General features: G+C 65.4%; 13 protein-coding genes. 3 read left to right on the top strand and 10 right to left on the bottom strand.

The features are described 5' to 3' along the window. Positions 1–395: 395 nt before the first annotated feature. From WHZ77_RS06565 to WHZ77_RS06555, 3 genes are all read left to right on the top strand, one after another. On the top strand, positions 396–1214 hold the full coding sequence (locus WHZ77_RS06565) for a YkgJ family cysteine cluster protein (protein WP_375312937.1): 819 nt from the start codon (positions 396–398) through the stop codon (positions 1212–1214). Positions 1215–1318: 104 nt separating this feature from the next. Beyond that, positions 1319–2827, top strand: a complete 1509-nt coding sequence (locus WHZ77_RS06560) for a helicase HerA domain-containing protein (protein WP_375312936.1) — start codon at positions 1319–1321, stop codon at positions 2825–2827. 87 nt (positions 2828–2914) lie between these two features. Then, positions 2915–3857, top strand: a protein-coding gene (locus tag WHZ77_RS06555; protein ID WP_375309090.1) for an IS630 family transposase whose coding sequence is annotated in 2 segments (ribosomal slippage) — positions 2915–3250 and positions 3252–3857 — 942 coding nt in all. Because the reading frame shifts where the segments join, the coding sequence is not laid out codon by codon here. A 12-nt stretch (positions 3858–3869) separates the two neighbouring features. On the opposite strand, the gene WHZ77_RS06550 is transcribed toward WHZ77_RS06555, so the two are convergent. The 10 genes from WHZ77_RS06550 to WHZ77_RS06505 form a co-directional block, all read right to left on the bottom strand. Then, a complete protein-coding gene (locus tag WHZ77_RS06550; RefSeq protein WP_375312935.1) occupies positions 3870–6182 on the bottom strand; it encodes a TonB-dependent receptor domain-containing protein in 2313 nt (770 codons plus the stop codon). Next, on the bottom strand, positions 6163–7233 hold the full coding sequence (locus WHZ77_RS06545; protein ID WP_375312934.1) for a HoxN/HupN/NixA family nickel/cobalt transporter: 1071 nt from the start codon (positions 7231–7233) through the stop codon (positions 6163–6165). The genes WHZ77_RS06550 and WHZ77_RS06545 overlap by 20 nt, the downstream gene beginning before the upstream one ends. Before the next feature lie 94 nt (positions 7234–7327). Continuing rightward, positions 7328–8068, bottom strand: a complete 741-nt coding sequence (locus tag WHZ77_RS06540) for an ABC transporter ATP-binding protein (RefSeq protein WP_375312933.1) — start codon at positions 8066–8068, stop codon at positions 7328–7330. Next, complete coding sequence (locus WHZ77_RS06535; RefSeq protein ID WP_375312932.1) at positions 8065–8913, bottom strand: ABC transporter ATP-binding protein; 849 nt, start codon at positions 8911–8913, stop codon at positions 8065–8067. Before WHZ77_RS06535 ends, WHZ77_RS06540 begins: the two co-directional genes overlap by 4 nt. Then, the gene (locus WHZ77_RS06530; protein WP_375312931.1) at positions 8913–10736 is read right to left on the bottom strand and encodes an ABC transporter permease; all 1824 of its coding nucleotides are present in this window, start codon (positions 10734–10736) and stop codon (positions 8913–8915) included. The genes WHZ77_RS06535 and WHZ77_RS06530 overlap by 1 nt, the downstream gene beginning before the upstream one ends. Before the next feature lie 138 nt (positions 10737–10874). After that, entirely contained in the window at positions 10875–12032 is a 1158-nt protein-coding gene (locus WHZ77_RS06525; protein ID WP_375312930.1) for an ABC transporter substrate-binding protein, read from the bottom strand. Between the two features lie 60 nt (positions 12033–12092). Further along, positions 12093–12677: an alkylhydroperoxidase domain protein gene (locus tag WHZ77_RS06520; protein WP_375312929.1), complete on the bottom strand. Its 585-nt coding sequence runs from the start codon at positions 12675–12677 to the stop codon at positions 12093–12095. Between the two features lie 13 nt (positions 12678–12690). Continuing rightward, a complete protein-coding gene (locus WHZ77_RS06515) occupies positions 12691–13317 on the bottom strand; it encodes a CMD domain protein (protein WP_375312928.1) in 627 nt (208 codons plus the stop codon). A 37-nt stretch (positions 13318–13354) separates the two neighbouring features. Continuing rightward, positions 13355–14392, bottom strand: a complete 1038-nt coding sequence (locus WHZ77_RS06510; protein WP_375312927.1) for a putative FMN-dependent luciferase-like monooxygenase — start codon at positions 14390–14392, stop codon at positions 13355–13357. Between the two features lie 141 nt (positions 14393–14533). Beyond that, on the bottom strand, positions 14534–15328 hold the full coding sequence (locus tag WHZ77_RS06505; RefSeq protein ID WP_375312926.1) for a MetQ/NlpA family ABC transporter substrate-binding protein: 795 nt from the start codon (positions 15326–15328) through the stop codon (positions 14534–14536). Between the last annotated feature and the right edge of the window lie 176 nt (positions 15329–15504).

The following is a 15504-nucleotide window of genomic DNA, read 5'->3' as shown; positions in this document are numbered from 1 at the left end:
CGTGTCGCGTGCGCGCGACTGCTGCGCTCCATCGCAAATATCACGACTGCGTGAGACGAATGCATGTTGCTCGTCATATCTCGACGCGAGGCAACGCGAAAACGGCGTGTTCGCGCGCGAATTGAACAGGGCGCGCGTGACTGAGCTTCGTCGCGGGCGAGAATCAAGTCTCACGCCTCGGGCGTGATCCTGCATTTGCGCAAGCGCCGCATGCGTGCGTGGCAGGCGCGTTGTGTTGCCTCCCGGAAACACGCGAGCAACATGCGCCTGCCGAATGATCCCTCGACGCAACGTGATCTGGATGCCGTTCCGCGGCGGATGAATTGCAGAGCCGGAGTTCGGCAGCCAGCAAAAACACCGAAGAAGCCCAAGACCGACAAACAAGAACAACAAGAATGGACCAGGCGATGCTGAGCGTCGTCCGCGCGGTTGAGGCAGGCGCGACGACGATGAAGGGCGTGATCGACGCCACCGGACTGTCCCGTCTCAAGATCGAGCGTGCGCTGGGCGCGCTGGAGAAGCAGAAGCTGCTGGTCCGCGACAGCCAGGGTTTTCGCGCGACCGGCCTGCCGAAGACGGCGCCCAATACGAGGCAATGCGGATCGTGCAACGCCTGCTGCGATGTTCTGGAGGTGGCCGCCGTCGACAAGCCGGTGAACCAGCTCTGCCAGCATTGGCAGACGGGCACCGGCTGCACCATCTACGACCGCCGTCCGCAGATGTGCAGGTCGTTCGTCTGCGCCTGGCTGCAGGGCCATCTCGACGACGAGTGGTTTCCGGCAACATCGGGCATCATCGTGCATTTCAGCCAGGACGCGGTCAACGTCACCGTCGACGATCACTGCCCAGACCGCTGGCGCGAGGAGCCGTATTTCAGCAAGCTCGCCGAATGGTCGCTGAACGGGATCAGGCGAATCGGCAATCGCGGCTACGCGACCCTCATCGTAACAGGCGCCAACAGGTTCCTGCTGCTCGGACGCACCGTCGTTCCAGAGCCGACGCTGTTCGGCACCGCGTTCCTGCCGCTCACGGCCGACACGTTCCGGTTCTGGAAGGCGACGTCGCAGGACCATCTGCAGCGGCTGCACGAGCGCATCGCCGAAATCGAACGGATCAGGCAGGAGTTCGGGTCCTGCGTCATCCCCGGGAACGAGGACGACGATCCGCAAGCCCCCTACCGGCCCGCGCTTCTACGGTTGTCTGGTCAGGCCTGAATGCCACGGTGGGCAACGCGTCCTGATTCGCGCTGTTGTGCTCGACGCGCCCCGGCCGGGTTGATAAGCCCCTGTCCGCGAATGATGGGGCCTTGAGTCGGGACATGACGGTTGCGATCGAGATGGGGCAGACCACGGCGGGCGCCGTGGCGGCCATGGACCTCGAGGAACTGCTGGCGACCCGCCTCCTGGTGCAGGGCAATTCGGGCTCCGGAAAATCGCATCTGCTGCGGCGGCTGATGGAGCAGAGCGCGCCCTGGGTGCAGCAGGCCATCATCGACCCCGAAGGCGATTTCGTCACGCTGGCCGAGCGTTTCGGCCATCTGGTGATCGAGGCCGAGGATCACACCGAGCGCGGCCTTCAGGTCGCCGGCGAGCGCGCCCGGCTGCATCGCGTCTCCACCGTGCTCAATCTCGAGGGTCTCGACGCCGAGAACCAGATGCGGCGCGCGGCGGCCTTCCTCGGCGGCCTGTTCGACGTCGACCGCGACCATTGGTATCCGATGCTGGTGGTGGTGGACGAGGCGCAGCTGTTCGCGCCGGCCGTCGCAGGCGAAGTGTCGGACGAAGCGCGAAAGCTGTCGCTCGGCGCGATGACCAATCTGATGTGCCGCGGCCGCAAGCGCGGGCTCGCCGGCATCATCGCGACCCAGCGCCTCGCCAAGCTCGCCAAGAACGTCGCGGCGGAAGCCTCCAACTTCCTGATGGGCCGCACCTTCCTCGACATCGACATGGCGCGCGCCGCCGACCTGCTCGGCATGGAGCGGCGGCAGGCGGAAGCGTTTCGCGATCTCGAGCGCGGACAGTTCATGGCGCTGGGACCTGCGCTGTCGCGCCGTCCGCTGCGTTTGCATATCGGCCCGACCGACACCCATGCGCGCAACTCGACGCCGCGGCTGATGCCGCTGCCGGAGGCGCTCGAGGACATGCGCGCCGTGATCCTGGCCGCGCCGCCGCCCGATGCCAGCCGGCCGCAGCGCCGGCCCGCGCCGGATCTGCTCGAACAGCTCCGCGCCGCGAAGGCGGCCGCGCCGGAGATCGAGCCCGCGGTGGTTGAAGTGCCTGTAAGTGCCGAGGAGCTCGCCGAGCGACGCGAGCGGGTGGATCGGACGCTCCGTGCGGTGCTCGCCGAGCCCGATGCCGGCTTCCGCGCCGTCGGCGTGCTCTACCAGGAGTTCGTGGTCCGCTGCCGCATCGAGGGTCTCGGCTCGGCGGTGCCCGACCTCACCGAATTCCGCCGCATGCTGACACGCGCGCGCGCCGGGCTCGGCGCCGAGCATGCCGAGGACGACGCCTGGCAGGACGTCTCGCTGCGCGCATCGATCCTGCCCGACGACATGCAGGGCGTGTTCATGATGATCGCGCGCGCGGCGAAGGAAGGCTGGCCCTGCCCCGGCGATGCCGCGATCGCCCGCGCCTACGGCTCGCACTCGCTGCGCCGGGCGCAGCGTTTGCTCGGCTACATGGAGGAGCAGGGGCTGATCGTCTGCCAGCTCGATGGCGCAGGCCGCAGGTTCGTGACGCTGGTGGAGCTCGCCTGGGCCACTGCGCCGGGCGATCCCAATGGCGACGATCTGCCGGCGGAGCCGGCCCAAAGCAGCGCTTCGGCCTAGAGCATGTTGTTTTTTACCGGAATCGGGATTCCCAGGGGAGCCGATTTCTGATTCAAAGTTCATGCTGGAGGACGGAGGCCAGCATGGATGACGCGACCCTATTCGGAAGACCTTCGTGAACGGGCTCTGGCGCGGGCTGACGCAGGGGAGACGGTTCGCTCGATTGCAGAGGCGCTTGAGATCAGCCCGTCCTGTGTAACGAAGTGGAAGAATCTGAGGCGGGAGACTGGAGGCGTTTCGCCTGGCAAGATTGGTGGTCACAAGAAGCCGGTTCTATCCGGTGCCCATGCCGACTGGCTACGCAAGCGCGTTCTCTCTGGGCCATTCACCTTACGGAAGCTGACACAGGAGTTGGCAGCACGCGGGATCAAGACAGATGTGCGGGCCGTGTGGACGTTTGTGCATGCCGAAGGGCTGAGCTTCAAAAAAAACGATCCTGCCGGCCGAACAAGATCGCCCCGATATCGCTCGTAAACGGACGCGCTGGAAGGCCCATCAAGGCAAGATTGACGCTTCACGCCTGATCTTTATCGATGAGACCTGGATCAAGACCAACATGGCACCACTGCGCGGCTGGGGTCCGAGTGGACAGCGGCTCCAGGCATCCGCGCCTTTCGGTCATTGGAAGACCATGACTTTCATTGCAGCGCTGCGGCACGACCAGATCAGCGCACCTTGGGTCATCGACGGCCCCATCAATGGGGAACTCTTCACCCTCTATGTCGAGAAGGTTCTGGTGCCAACGCTGGCAAAAGGCGAGGTCGTCATCCTCGATAATCTCGGCAGTCACAAAGGCAAGTCCGCCCGCAATGCCATCCGCGCCGCCGGAGCGCATCTGCTCTTCCTGCCGCCCTACAGTCCCGACCTCAATCCGATCGAACAGGTCTTCGCCAAGCTCAAACATCTGATGCGAGCTGCAGAGCCGCGTGACGTCGAGGCAACCTGGCGCAAGGTCGGTGAACTGCTCGACCTCTTCTCCGCGCAGGAATGCGCCAACTATCTCAAAAATTCAGGCTATGTTTCCGTATAAAAACAGCACGCTCTAGAACACCCCGGCCACCGTCAGACGGAACGTCAGCGGCTCGACCGGGTGCAGCACGTAGTCCATCACGCCGTTCTGGCAGACCGATGCCGGCGCGACGCCGCCGGTGCAGAGATTGTACAGCGTGTCGGTCTTGAGCAGCGAACCGTAGGCGTAGGTGATCTGGTTCGCCTTCGTGTTGAAGAGATTGAGCACGTCGAGCTGGATGCGCCAGCCGTTGTCGATGCGATAGCCGAGGCGGCCGTTGAAGATGCTGGTCGCGGACGAGCGAAACGCATTGTCTTCCGTCAGCGGGCTCGACGCCAGATAGCGCCAGCGCAAGGACCCGAACCAGCCGGTCTTCTCGCCGAGCGTGACACCGGCCGAGGCCACCATCGCCGGCGCATTCGGGATGTAATTGCCGGGCGCATTGCCGATCTGCGCTTCCGGATAGCCGGCCAGCGAGGCGTAGATCTCTCCCTGCTCGCTGTCGGTGCCGCGAAAGCGCGCATGCGTCATGGCGAGATCGGCGTCGATGTCGATCCACGATCGCGGGCGATAATGGCTGGACCATTCGAAACCATAGCGGCGGCTGGCGCGGGTCGCCGAGGTGTCGCCGGCATCACCTGAGAACAGGATCTCGGAATCCTGGTCGAGGATAAACAGGCTGAGCGAGCTGTCGAGGCCGGGAACGATTTTGCTGCGGACGCCGACCTCCGCGCCACGCGTGCGCACCAGCAGCGGCGACGGAGTCAGCCTTGTGGAGGGATCGCTCGGGTCTTCCGTCGTGGTCGCGCCGCGCGCGTCGTTGGAATGCATGCCGGTGCCGGCGCCGAGAAAGAATTCGGTCTGGTTAAAGGGGCCGAGCACCATCCGGAATTTCGGGCTGCCGAGCGCGGCGTCGGCACGGCCGGAATTGCCGACGTTGAACAGCGAGGTGACATCGGCGGCGTAGTAATCGCCGCGGAAGCCGATCGTGGTCCTGAGCCAGTCGGTCCAGCGCACGGTGTTTTCGGCATAGAGGCCGACGCTGCCCTCGCCGACCTTGTCGCTGCGGATGTTGGCGAGGACGCCGCGCTGGAACGTATTGGTCAGCGCGAGATCGATCGCGTCATAGCGCGATTGCAGGCCGATCGTGGTCTGCATCGGGAACCCTGCGAGCGAGCCGTTCAGCGTGCGCGAGATGTTGGCACCTAGCATCAGGCGGTCGTCGTGCTGGTGAAACTGATCGCCGAACACGGGATCGCTGAGATAGTAGGTAAAATTGTTGAAGAGATCGAGCTGGCTCTTCACGACATAGGCGTTGGCCTTCCACGAGCCGAGATCGTCGCTCTGCGCGACGCGGGCCGAGAGCGCGAAGCGGTTGGTGTTGCCGCCATCGCTCGGATCTTCCGAGCCGAAGCGGTCGAGCAGGCCGCTAGTGATCGCGCGCTGCGGCACCTGGTCAGTCGAATTCCATTTATTGACATAGGCCATGCCGGTGATGGAGACTCCATCGGTCGCAGTACCCTGGCTGTAGCGCACGAGGCCGTTGAGCTTTCGAACGTTGTCCGGATTGTCCCAGGGACCGTTATAGGTACCGAGTTCGCCGGCGACGAGCAGCGAGCCATCGCCGACTTTCGCGGAGTCCATGCCGAGCAGGCGGCGATAGCCAAAGCTGCCGGCGGTCAACTGCGCGAGACCCTTTTCGGTTCGGTCGATCAGGCCGATACGCACGCTGCCGACGGAGGCGAAGTCTCCCTCGTCGGCGAAATACGGCCCCTTGCGCACGTCCATCGCGGCGACGGTTTCCGGAATCAGCCAGTTCAGATCGGCATAGCCCTGGCCGTGCGCGTGGGTCCGCATGTTGACGGGGACGTCGTCGACCGTGATCGCGAGATCGGTGCCGTGATCGAGATTATAGCCGCGCAGAAAATACTGGTTGGCTTTGCCCTCGCCGGAATGCTGGGTCACGATCAGCCCCGGCACGGCTTCGAGCGCCTCGCCCGGCCGGGTGAAGGGACGCGCGTTGACCGCCTCGCCGGAGACGGTGAGCTCGCTCGCCATGCCGGGCGCGCCTTTCGCGCCGGAGGCTACGCCGGCGACATCCGCTGGCGGCGTTGGCGCCGCCCGAGCGACGCTGCTGCCGTCCGCCGCCGGTTTGCCGGCGCGTCGCGGCACAGGCGGCTTCTTGTGACGCGGCGTCTCGCCGCCAGTGACCTGGATCGGGGGCAGCTCGCGCGAGGCACCGTTGCTCTGCGCGAAGGCCCTGTCGCAATCCGCGAGAAGGACGAAGGCCGGGAGTGCCGTCAGCGCGCCGCAGCGACGACCGAGATCAGGCCGCCTCGGTCGCATCGGTGCATTCCAGGACCCTTGGCGCGGCGCGGTGCCGATCGCCTGCAAACACACGGCGATAGAGCATGACCGAGACGAGCCAGGCGACAACGAACAGCGCAATCACGGCGAAGCCGACATTCGCAAGCGACTCGTTCAGGTGATCGACCAGCGTCCACACGCCGCCGGACAGGCCGAGGCGATCCGCGATCAGGCCAAGCGCCTCGATGCCGCCGATCAACAGCGCCACCGCGACGGAGGCGCCGGTGATGGTGAGGTTGTACCAGAGCTTTCGCAAGGGATCGACGAAGGCCCAGCGATAGGCGCTGACCATCAGCGCGGAATCGGCGGTGTCGACCAGCGCCATGCCGGCCGCGAACAGCGCGGGAAAGACCAGGATATCGGCGAACGAAGCGCCGCGCGCGGCTTCACCGGCGGAGATGCTGAGCAGGCCGATCTCGGTCGCGGTATCGAAACCGAGCCCGAACAGAAATCCCAGCGGATACATGTGCCGCGGCTTTGTCACCAGACGGAACATGGGGCCGAGCAGCCGTGCGAGGAAGCCGCGGCTGGCAAGTAGCGTTTCGAGGCCTTCCGGGTCGTGAACGCCCTGCTGGCGCGCGAGGCGAAATGCCCGCCACAGGCTGACGAAGATGGCGAGATTGATGGCCGCGATCACCAGCAGGAACAGCGCCGACACCGAGGTGCCGATGAAGCCGCCGATTTCCCGCAGCAGGCTGTCGCCGCCGAAGCTCACCACGCCCAGCGCAAGCAGCATGGTCGCGACCACGACCACGGTGGAATGCCCGAGCGCGAAATAAAGGCCAACGCTGCGCGGCGCGCCGCCCGCCTGCATCAGCTTGCGAACGACATTGTCGATGGCGGCGATGTGGTCGGCATCGACGGCGTGGCGCAGGCCGAACACCCAGGCGAGCAGCGCGGTCGCCATCACCGTCGGCCGGTCACCGAACGCAGCGAAGGCCCATATCCACGCTGCGATGTTGGCGGCGATGAGCCCGCCGAACAGCAGCACCAAACCGGGCTCGACCGCCCGCAAGGACAATTTCGACATCATTCCGTCCGCCGCGCGCTCCATCGCGCCAAGGGTATGATCTTTTCATAGAATGATCACACTGGCTAGTCCCGGGAGACGTCAGCGCACTGCCTTACGCCGCTTCAGAGCCGCCGAGATAGGCGTCGCGGATGCGAGGGTCGTCCTTCAACGCGCGCGCCGGTCCGGAGAGCACGATCTTGCCGGTCTGGAGCACATAGGCCTCGTGCGCGATCTCGAGCGCGAGGCTGGCGTTCTGCTCGACCATGAAGACCGAGACGCCTTCCTGGTTGATGGTGCGGATCAGCTCCAGCACGCGATCGACGTAGAGCGGCGACAGCCCCATGGTCGGCTCGTCCATCACGATCATCCGGGGACGGCTCATCAGCGCGCGCGCCATCGCGACCATCTGCTGTTCGCCGCCGGAAAGCGAGCCGGCGCGCTGCGACAGCCGCTGGCCGAGCTTGGGAAACAGCCCGAGCATCTTGTCGAGATCCTGCGCGATCGCCTCACGGTCGTTGCGCACGAATGCGCCCATCAGGATGTTCTCGCGGACGCTCATGTCCGCAAACAGTCGCCGCGCCTCGGGCACGGAGGCGATGCCGCGCCGGACGATCTGCGGCGTGGTCAGCCCCAGCAGCGAGGCGCCATCGAACGTCACGTCACCGGATCGCGGCTTCACGAGACCCAGAATGATCTTCATCGTGGTCGATTTCCCGCTGGCGTTGCCGCCGAGCAGGCAAACGATGTGGCCGCGGCCGACCGTGATCGACAGATCGAAATGCACCTGCGCCTGGCCGTAGAAGGTATTGACGTTGGACAGCGCCAGCAGCGGCTCGGATGCGCCCGTCGTCATGCCGCACTCTCCTGCTCCGCCGTCCCCGACAGGCCGTGGCCGAGATAGGCCTCGATCACCTTAGGATCACCACGTACTTCCTCGCCCGGGCCTTCCGCGATCTTCTTGCCCTCGTCCATGACGATGACGCGGTCGGAGAGGCGCATCACCATCTCCAGCTTGTGCTCGATCAGGAGGATGGTCAGCCCCTCCGCCTTCAGCTCAGCGACGAGGCCCTGCATCTCCGTTGTCTCAGTCGGGTTCATGCCGGCGGTCGGCTCGTCCAGCAGCAGCAGGCGCGGCTTCAGCGCCAGCGCGCGCGCGATCTCGACGCGGCGGCGGTTGGCGTAGGAGAGGCTGTAGGCCGGCTGGTCGATCCGCGGCAGCAGCCGCTCGCCGAAGCGCGCGAGAATGGCCTTCACCTCCTCGCGCAGCCGCTCTTCTTCCGCCCTGACACTGGCGGGACGCAGCAGCGCCAATCCCAGCTCAAGCAGCGAGCCGATCAGCGGCACCGCCGGCTTCACCGCGCGCAGCCGCGTATGCGCGCCGATCAGGACGTTGTCTATGACGCTGAGATTGCCGAAGACTCGGCCGAGCTGGAAGGTGCGCGCGATCCCCCCGGCCGCAAGCCGTTCCGGCGACAGACCCGTGATGTCCTGGCCTTCGAAGCGGACCTCGCCAGCGTCAGGCCGGTCGAGCCCGGTGACGAGATTGAACAGCGTGGTCTTGCCGGCGCCGTTCGGGCCGATGATGCTGACGAGCTGGCCCTTCGCGAGATCGAGATCAATCGCATTGACGGCGGTGAGGCCGCCGAAGCGGCGCGTCAGCCCGCGCAGGGACAGCATGGTCGTGTGCTGCTCCGCCATCACATCGTCCCCAACAGGCCCTGCGGCCTGAACCGCACCAGCAGCAGCAGCACGATTCCGTAGATCAGGATGCGGTACTCCGCCGCGATCCGGAACACTTCCGGCAGGCCGACCAGCGCCACCGATCCAACGATGGCACCGACGACGTTACCGAGACCGCCGAGGATCACGACCGTCAGCGCCAGGATCGATTGCTGCGTGTTGAAGGTCTCGTGGTTGATGTAGGAATAGAGATGCGCGGCGATGCCGCCGCTAACGCCGGCGGCGAACCCGCCGAAGATGAAGGCCAGCGACTTGTAGCGGTTCAGGCTGAGGCCATAGGCGCGCGCGGCGATGTCGTCGTCGCGAATGGCGCGAAAGCTGCGGCCAAGATGCGAGCCGAGCAGCCGCCCCTGCAGCAGCGCCAGCACGACCATCACCACGAAGCTGAACCAGTAGATCGAAGTCGGGCTGACCAGCTCATGGCCGAACAGCGACAGCGGCGGGATGCCGGAGATGCCGATCGGGCCGCGCGTGACGCTCTCCCAGTTCAGGATCACCAGCGACACGATCTCGCCGATGGCGAGCGTCGCGATCGACACATAGTGCCCGCGCAGGCGGAACGACGGCGAAATCAACAGCGTACCGAGCGCGGCGCTCATCAGGCCGCCGCCGATGACGGCGAGGCCGACCGGGACGGCGAAGGTGAGCGACAGCAGCGCGGACGTATAAGCGCCGATCGCGAGCAGCGCGGCGTGACCGAGCGAGACCTGGCCGATCGTACCCGCCACCAGCGTCAGGCTGAGCGCGAGCATGCCGAGCAGCCAGGCGTTGATCAGGGTCTGGAGCACGTAGAAGGACACCGGGAACAGCGGCAGGATCGCGAACGCGGCGGCCGCCACCAGCAGCGCCCAGCGCGGAATCCGCACGGGTCGGCTCGGCGCTATGAAGGTGCCGGTGAGCGGCTCGGGCGGCGCCTGCCGTGCGCTCGCGAACAATCCGTTCGGGCGCAGGACGAGCACGACGACCAGCAGCAGGAATGCGAACAGATTGCGGTAGCTGGTGCCGAACACGGCGACGCCGTAGCTCTCCACCAGCCCCAGTAGCAGGCTGCCGATGACCGCACCGGGCACGTTGCCTGCACCGCCGACCACTTCGGCGACGACGCCCTTGAGCGTCGCTTGCAGGCTCATCGCGGTGTCGATCTGGTTGTAGTACATGCCGACCAGCAGGCCGGAGACGCCGCCGAGCGATGCCGCGATGCCGAACACTGCCTGATTGACACGGTTGACGTCGACGCCCATCTGCATCGCCGCATCGCGGTCCTGCGCGGTGGCGCGCACGGCCCAACCGAGCTTGCTGTAGCGCAGGAACACGAACAGCAGAATCGCGCTGCTGAGGCCGACGCCGGCGATCAACAGATCGAGCGGGCCAATCGTGCCGCCGCCCACCTGGAAGCGCACATCGGGCAACTGGCTCGGCAGCGCGCGCGGATTGGGCGAGAAGGTCAGCATCACGAGCTGATCGAGCACGAAACTGATGCCGATGGTCGCGAGCAGCGGCGCGATGCGCACCGAGTTCTGCAGCGGACGCAGGCCGAACCGCTCGATGATCAACCCGACCAGCGCGGCGGCTACCGCGACGACGATGATGGTGAGCGGCAGCGGCGTATGGAGCTGCACCACCGCGACCCAGCCGATATAGGCGCCGACGAGATAGATCGACCCTTGCGCAAAGTTGATCAGCCGGCTGACGCCGAAGATCAGCGCAAGCCCGACCGCAACCAGGGCGTAGACGTTACCAACGATCAGCCCGTTGATCGTGTAGTCGAGCCAGGAAGACAAGCGATGGTCCCCGCGAGAAAAGAGAAGACGGCTGGAGCTCCGAAGCGCGATGAGATCGTCGCGCTTCAGTTTGTTTTGTGCATGATCTTTTCGGAAAACCGCTTCACACTTTTCCGGATCATGCGTCCAGCCATCATGTCAGGTCGGCTTGCCGTCCCACAGCGCGAACTGGCCCTTGCGCACGACGAGCTCGGCGTTCATGGCGCCCTTGACGCGGCGGCTCTCGACGTCGAACGTCGCGGTCCCGAAGATGACGCTCGAGACATCCTTCACTTTCGTGAAGGCATCGCGGACGGCGCGGCGATCGGTGCCGCCGATCTTCACCACGGCCGCCGCCATGTTCATGGCATCGTAGGCATAGGCATTGAAGGCGTCGGGCTCCAGCCCGTTGTATTTCTTCTTGAAGCCCGCGATGAATTTCTGCACCTCGGGCCGCGGGTCTTCCGGGAAGTAGCGCGTGCCGACATGAACGTCCTCGACCGCGTCGCCCCCGAGCTCGATGAACTTCGGCGAATAGACTGAGCTTGCGGCACAGATGACCTGCTTCAAGCCGACCTGGCGGGCCTGACGCGCGATCAGCGCGCCGTCGGAATAATAGGAGATCAGGATCAATCCATCCGGACTGGAGTCGCGGACGCGCACCAGCGTGGAACGGAAATCACGCTCCTCCGCGATGTAGCCTTCGGTAACCGCGATCTCGGCGCCGTACTCCTTCGCCGCCTTGACGAAATAGTCGCGGCTGGTGCGGCCCCAATCGGTGTTGAGGTGCAGCACCGCCAGCTTCTTCAGACCAAGACGTTTCACGGCATAGGCCGCCAGCAGCGGCTGCTCGTCGGCCTGGCTCACGGACGTGCTCCACATGAAGTCGCCGCCCTTGGTGAAATCAGGGTGCGAATTGGTAAAGCCGAACTGCACCAGCCCCGCCCGCTGATAGATCGGGGAAGCCGCCATCGAGGCCGGGCTGGAGAAGTCGCCGAGCTCCATGACGATGCGGGGATCGGAGACAAACTTCTGGGCGATCGCCACCGACTGGCGCGGGTCGCTCTGGCTGTCCTCGAAATTGTAGGCGAGCTTGCGGCCGTTGATGCCGCCTGCGGCGAGGATCTCGTCAAGCGCGAGATCGAAGCCCTGTTTCCATTGCGTGCCATATTGCGCGTTCGGCCCGGTCAAGGGACCGCTGACACCGAGCAGGATCGGCTCGGAGGTATCAGCGAAGGCGCCCCGCGAGAAGGCGGCTCCCGCCATCATGGCGGCAAGCGAGCCCTTGACCAGGGTACGACGATCGATGTTGCTCATGCTCGGCTCCATCCATTCCATGTTGAAACAAGCAGCAATTTCCATGCCGCCGAGGGTTGCCTATTTCGAGGGCTCGCCGAGCGACAGCATCAGCCGGTTCGCCCAGTTGAAGAACGAAGCGCCGTTGATGACGTCGACGATCTCGGCATCGTCGAGGCCGGCGCGGCGCAGCTCCTCGATAGTGTCGGGGCCGAACGCGATCGGCGTTGCGGCCAGCGCCACCGACGCCTTGACGACGGCGTTCCAGCGCTCGTCGAGATCGACGCCGATGCCTTCGTCGAGCAGGCGCTGCACGTCGTCTCGGCGCTTGGAGTAGGTGCTGGCGAAGCGCGCATGCACGGAGGCACAATAGATGCAGCCGTTGTAGCGCGACGTCGCGGCGGCCGCCAGCTCGCGCTCGGCGCGCGGCAGGCCATCGGCAACATTGTAGAAGATGTCCTTGTCGGTCTTGGTGCGGGCTTCCAACACCTCGGGATCGCGCACCAGCAGGCGGAAATATTCGGACTTGGCACGGGAGCGGTCGACGAGACCGGCGAAATGCCGCTCGGTCAGCTCGGCCTCCGGCAGCGGATCGATCCACGACACCCAGCCAAGCTCGTCCTGGGTGAAGACGACGGGCGGATTGACAGTGTTCGCAGCGCTCATGATTGTGGTCTCCTTACGCGCCGGCCGCGGCGTTCGCGGTGCGCCCAAGCGAGGCACCGAGCACGCGCAGCCCCGTGACGACACGTACCTGGAACGAAAGGAACGCAACGAGTTGAGAGAACGTGACGATGCCGGTGTTCGACCAGCCGACGGCCAGCAGCGCCTTCATGTCGGCGGCCGCCGCATCGCGCGGGCGGAACACCAGGAGGTGCGCATGGTCCAGCGCCGCGACGAGCCGCGCGCCAAGCACCGGCTTCCGATCCGCGCTGACGCGGTAGATCAAGCCGGTCTTGTCCTCGGCCGACAACGGGCCGGCCGGATACGCGCCATACGGGCCCGATGTCTTGCCGCGCGCAATCTCGGCCTTGATCGCCTCGAGCAGCGCCGCTCCGTCCGCAGTCGCCGCGAGCTTCTCGCGATAGAAGGCCGCGACGGGGGACTCGCCATGGAGGCCGATCACGAAGGCTGCGACGGCGGCACGCTCAACAAGCGAAAAATCGCTGGCGTCGATCGGCTCGAACAGCGACAGATAACTCTTCTGCGCGTTGTCGCGCGCCTGAATGCGCTTCGCGCGGATGGCATCCAGAGCCGAGCCCGGCTCGATCCCGGCCAGCGTGTCGATGATATCTTTCGTACTCATCATTGAGCCTCGTGTCACGCGATCACATTCATTTCGACTAGCCCGCCAAGGCGACGTCAGCAGCGGCCGTCCGGGTCCAGCCCAGCGCCGGCGCGACCTTCTCGGCGACCAGCTCGATCGAGCGCAGGACGTAAGGGTGCGGGGCGTCGACCGAATGCACCTGGAAGACCAGATCGGTCACGCGCTCCAGCGTCGCGTCGGCCCGAAGCGAGGCGATGACCTCGTCGGCCGCGCCGACATGGGTGTCGAACGCAATGATCATCTCCTCCAGCGTCTCGCCCGGCTTGGCGTGACCGCCCTTGAGGAACTGCGGCAGCGCGCGGCGCAGCCCGATATCCGCGAGCCGCAACGCCTCGGCATGGTCGTCTGCGACGAACACGCTGCGCGAAGCCATGATGCGCGGCTCGCATCCCGGCGGCAGCGCTTCGAGATAGGCGTCGATCACCGGATTCTGGATCTCGGCGAGCGTGGCCTTTGGCGCCTCCTTCGTGCGAGGCTGGGTGCGCGACAGCAGCAGGCCATCGCCCGCCTTGCCGGCACGAGCACCGCCGGCGACCGAGAAGGTCGCCTGCCAGATCCGCTTGTCCAGTTCGGGCCGTTGCGGATAGATCGTGTCACCTCCGGCGAGCGGCTTGCCGACCAGCGCTGTGCGAACGACCTCGAGGTTGCGTGCGAAGATCTCGTTGCGCTGGGCGCTGTCGAGGCCGAACGCGGCAAAGGCTGCCGGATTGCCGCCGGTGCCGACGCCGAGTTCGAAGCGGCCATTGCACATGAGATCGAGCACCGCGGCGTCCTCCGCCACCCGCACCGCATTCTCCATCGGCAGCGTCACGATGCCGGTGCCGAGGCGGATGCGCGAGGTCTTCGCCGCGACATAGCCGAGGAAGGTGAAGGGCGACGGCAATCCGCCCTCGCGCTCGTGGAAATGGTGCTGCGCGATCCACGCGGAATCGAGGCCGGCCTTCTCGGCGCGCACGATCTGCTCGGCCGCAAAGCGATATCGCTCGGCGGGCGGCGCCTCGTCGAGAAGCCGCGTGAAAAATCCAAGTCTCTTCAGCTTTGCGAACCGTTTCATGCGACCCCTGTCGGGCGAGGATTGCCGGGCCCCCGATGATGTCGGTTACCGCCGCTCCACACAAGCGGGCTTTGCGCAGGGCTAGTACGCAAGGCTGCTCGTTCGGTTCGCCCTGTGCTGGCCCCTGGTTGGGCAGACTGCCTACCAGCTCGGCAGTACCGCGCCCTTGAACTTGGTCAGGACGAACTCCTTGACCTCCGGCGTGTGATAGCTGTCGACGAGGATCTTGACCCAGGGCTTGTCCTTGTCGGCCGTGCGAATGGCGATGAGGTTGACGTAGGGGCCCTTTGGGTCCTCGCGCAGGATCGGATCCTTGACCGGATCGAGCCCCGCCTGGGTTGCATAATTGGTGTTGATCGCGGCGGCGTCGACATCGTCGAGCGCGCGCGGCGCCTGCGCGGCATCGACCTCGACGAACTTCAGCTTCCTGGGATTCTCGGTGACGTCGAGCACCGTCGGCTTGAAACCGACACTGTCCTTGAGCTTGATCACGCCCTTGTCGCGGAGCAGCAGCAGCACGCGTCCGCCATTGGTCGGATCGTTCGGAATCGAGACCTTGCCGCCCTCGGGGATGTCGGCGAAGGCCTTGTGCTTCTTCGAATAGACGCCGATCGGGAAGTTCACGGTCAGGCCGACGGCCTCGATCTTGTAGCCACGGTCGGTCTTCTGGTTGTCCAGATAAGGCTGGTTCTGAAACGAATTGGCCTGGATCTCGCCGGCATCGAGCGCGGCGTTCGGCACCACGTAGTCGGAGAATTCGATGAGCTGGATGTCGAGGCCCTGCCTGGCCGCGATCGGCTTCACGGCCTCGAAGATCTGGGCATGCGGACCCGGCGTCACGCCGATCTTGATGGTCTCGGTTGCGGCTGCGGCCGACCAGACGGCGAGCACGGATGCGAGGATCAGAGCGGGGCGAAACGACATCTTGGTCTCCATGAATCTGCGGCAATGATTGGAACCGTATTCGCTTCTCCGCAGGGTGAAATCAATGAAATGGAAATTCATATTGGCCGCCCGAGGCGAGCGACACTTTCTCCATTCGGCGCCAAACATGAAACGAATTCGCGGCCGCCAAGGCGCACTCCAAATCCGCGCTCCAAAGGCGCGCTCCG

The organism is Bradyrhizobium sp. A5 (genome assembly GCF_042076515.1).
Taxonomy (GTDB): Bacteria; Pseudomonadota; Alphaproteobacteria; order Rhizobiales; family Xanthobacteraceae; genus Bradyrhizobium; species Bradyrhizobium cosmicum.
The sequence above is the reverse complement of the archived record's forward strand: the minus strand, read 5'-3'. Positions and strand labels throughout refer to the sequence as shown.

Bases quoted from the DNA above. Each gene is read 5' to 3' on its own strand.
- WHZ77_RS06535 (WP_375312932.1), bottom strand. From the start codon at position 8,913: ATGGCGGAGCAGCACACGACCATGCTGTCCCTGCGCGGGCTGACGCGC.
- WHZ77_RS06550 (WP_375312935.1), bottom strand. From the start codon at position 6,182: ATGCGACCGAGGCGGCCTGATCTCGGTCGTCGCTGCGGCGCGCTGACG.
- WHZ77_RS06545 (WP_375312934.1), bottom strand. From the start codon at position 7,233: ATGTCGAAATTGTCCTTGCGGGCGGTCGAGCCCGGTTTGGTGCTGCTG.
- WHZ77_RS06560 (WP_375312936.1), top strand. From the start codon at position 1,319: ATGACGGTTGCGATCGAGATGGGGCAGACCACGGCGGGCGCCGTGGCG.
- WHZ77_RS06565 (WP_375312937.1), top strand. From the start codon at position 396: ATGGACCAGGCGATGCTGAGCGTCGTCCGCGCGGTTGAGGCAGGCGCG.
- WHZ77_RS06525 (WP_375312930.1), bottom strand. From the start codon at position 12,032: ATGAGCAACATCGATCGTCGTACCCTGGTCAAGGGCTCGCTTGCCGCC.
- WHZ77_RS06510 (WP_375312927.1), bottom strand. From the start codon at position 14,392: ATGAAACGGTTCGCAAAGCTGAAGAGACTTGGATTTTTCACGCGGCTT.
- WHZ77_RS06515 (WP_375312928.1), bottom strand. From the start codon at position 13,317: ATGAGTACGAAAGATATCATCGACACGCTGGCCGGGATCGAGCCGGGC.
- WHZ77_RS06540 (WP_375312933.1), bottom strand. From the start codon at position 8,068: ATGACGACGGGCGCATCCGAGCCGCTGCTGGCGCTGTCCAACGTCAAT.
- WHZ77_RS06505 (WP_375312926.1), bottom strand. From the start codon at position 15,328: ATGGAGACCAAGATGTCGTTTCGCCCCGCTCTGATCCTCGCATCCGTG.
- WHZ77_RS06520 (WP_375312929.1), bottom strand. From the start codon at position 12,677: ATGAGCGCTGCGAACACTGTCAATCCGCCCGTCGTCTTCACCCAGGAC.